This window comes from Sulfolobus sp. B1 (assembly GCF_007050195.1).
Classification (GTDB): Archaea; Thermoproteota; Thermoprotei_A; order Sulfolobales; family Sulfolobaceae; genus Saccharolobus.
Window position 1 is genome coordinate 1 of the sequence record NZ_QIMI01000172.1, and the last position, 2703, is coordinate 2703.

Sequence of the window (2703 nt, forward strand, 5' to 3'; positions counted from 1 at the left end):
GAGAGTTTTATGAGTCAGTGGCACCGCCTATTGATATTTATGAGGAAGGAGGAGAGCTAGTTATTATAGCTGATTTAGCAGGCTTTAGCAAGGATAAGATTAATGTAAGACTAACGGCAGATAATGTTCTAACTATATCTGCGACTAGAGATATTCAGTATATTGGGACTAAGTACGTAACACAAAGACCTCTTAAAATTTATAGGCGAATTAACTTACCGGCTAAAGTTAAGAAGGATGCTCAAGTTTCTGCTAAATATGATAATGGTGTATTAACTATCAGAGTACCTATAGAGGGGGCTGTTTCAGTCAAAATAGAGTAATTTTTTTAAACCTACTTTTTACCATAAATGGAGATAGCTAATACGATTATAAGTAAGGTTAGTATGATATTTTTGGTTAGGATATAAACTATTATCGATACAATTATTATGATTTGTGGTAAATAATCAGTTATTGAATTTTTCTTCCTTGTTTGTGTAATTTCTGTTTGATATTGTGGATACGATAGAAGAAAGTTCCTAAACCTATTAATTAGTCCATTTAATAACTCTCTCGCTTGCTCAATTACAACTTTCGTAGTATATCCTTCCTCTTCTAGAAAAGTTATGGATGATTTTACGAAATCAAAATTACTATCTATTTCCCTACAAGTGCCTTCTAAAACATTTATCATTCTAAATGGTAAGACTAACCTGGACGGCATTCTTAAGGGAAATTTGAAGAAAACTTGATCTGCTAGTTGTACAAAATCTTGTAACTCTAGCTCACTTATTTCTATACCTTGCATGGACTGCATAAATAATTTTAATCCCATAGTTAGCACTCTCCTATCGGCAAATGGTTGTATTGCTCCTAATTCATCTAATACTCTGACCAAAGCTTCAGCATCCATTCTTACCATTGCTACATACGCTCTTAACAATAAGGTCCGAGTTTTTTCATCAATTCTACCACTCATTCCGAAGTCATATAAGATTATATTTCCCTCATCGTCCACTGCAATATTACCGGGATGAGGGTCTGCATGGAAGTACTCCTTATTCAATAGCATGTACATGAATAATCTGAAAACCCTATAAGCTAGAATATTCTCATTAATTATTTTTCTGGCAGTGTCACTAGTTACTTTATACCCTTTTATATACTCCATCACTAGAACTCTTTTAGTAGCTTTGATAACGTTAGGAATTCTCAAGGATGGGTAATCAGACAGTTCTTCTCTTATCTTATTTAAATAAAACGCCTCTCTAGTATAATCCATTTCCTCAAATATTCTTTTAGAGAATTCGTCCATGAAAACCTTTATTATTTCTAAGAAACCTTCATCAAAAACTAGTTTAAGTAAAGGAAATAATCTCTTCATAACTTCTATATCTTCACTTACTATTTCTTTTATCCTAGGTCTATTTACCTTTATAGCTACCTTTTTACCTTTATACTCTCCTAAGTACACTTGTCCTAATGAAGCAGAGGAGATGGGTTCCTCACTAACAATGCTTATTTCATCACCTAAATCCTCCTTTAGAATTTCCTTTACATCGTTAAATGGTGCTGGTGGTACCTCGTCTTGAAGCCTAGATAACTCTTTTATGTAAGTTTCAGGCATTATATCTGGTCTTACAGATAAGATTTGACCGAATTTTATAAATGTTGGACCTAGCTCTATCAAAGTATCTACAAACTTCTTAGCTTCTTGACTAACTTCTCTTTCATCTATTGATTTGTCCTCTAAGATCATTTGTCTAAATCTTCTGTAAGCTAATATCCTAGGGGCTAGTTTAAAGAATACTTTTAGTAATCTCCTTATCACATATATACTAAACTTTCCTAAGTATTTACGGCTTTAGTCTTCTCTAATAATTGTTTCTGAATATTTATTAATTTCCTAAGCACTTGATCTCTTATTGGCTCTTCATATTGTCCCTTAGCTAATGCATCAACTACGATTATGTAAGTACTTAAGGTTGTTTCAATAACCCTTACTACGGGTTCTCCGACAAATATGTCTAATTCTGATAATTCAGACTTTACTTTGGTTATAAAAAGATCTGGGTCGATATCTTTACTGACCTCAAATCTAGTTCTTACTCTTCTATAGTCTTCGTCATGAACAAGAACTGCAGCTTGTATCATAATGCTGTTAGGAATTTTCATGATAATATTATCATCTGTCAGTATGGTAGTCCACATTAAAGAAATATCTTTGACTACGCCAGTATACCCAGGAATTAAGAAATCATTATTAAAATACTTAGGAGGAAAAGTTGGAGCTATCAATCCATATTGCCAAGTGGTAAAAGTTATTCTATCTCCTACTCCGAACGGTTTACTTATGAAAAGTACTATGCCTCCAAATATATTAGATAGCACGTCTTGTGATGCTAATCCTAAAATGAGACCAATAGCAGTGCTACCGAATAGTATACTCGTAATGCCTATTTTAAATAATGATAAAATTGCAATAATAGAGATTGTATATCCTATTACTCTTATCATTAGAGATAAACCTTCACTTACTGTAGCTCCAAGAAGCCTAGATAACTTCTGTGATTTGATAAAATCCGAAATTAAGCTCGTTAACACTATTCCAGTTGTCAATATTAGAATAGCATATATAATTAGTGAGATACTTAGTGTAATTAAGTGTAAAATATTAGATAAAACGAAGACTACGGATATGGCTATTACTAATATAATAAA

At 32.6% G+C, this 2703-nt stretch carries 3 protein-coding genes; 1 reads left to right on the forward strand and 2 read right to left on the reverse strand.

Features of this window, described 5'->3' with window-relative positions:
* The coding region (gene hsp14, locus DMP16_RS08995; protein ID WP_143577125.1) for an archaeal heat shock protein Hsp14 at nt 1–323 on the forward strand (323 nt) is incomplete at its 5' end.
* Between the two features lie 11 nt (nt 324–334).
* Here the strand turns inward: hsp14 and DMP16_RS09000 are convergent.
* Together DMP16_RS09000 and DMP16_RS09005 are read right to left on the reverse strand one after the other, a co-directional pair.
* Entirely contained in the window at nt 335–1813 is a 1479-nt protein-coding gene (locus DMP16_RS09000; protein WP_069283698.1) for an AarF/ABC1/UbiB kinase family protein, read from the reverse strand.
* Between the two features lie 17 nt (nt 1814–1830).
* Nucleotides 1831–2703, reverse strand: an 873-nt coding sequence (locus tag DMP16_RS09005; protein WP_143577126.1) for a mechanosensitive ion channel family protein, incomplete at its 5' end; no start/stop codon positions are given.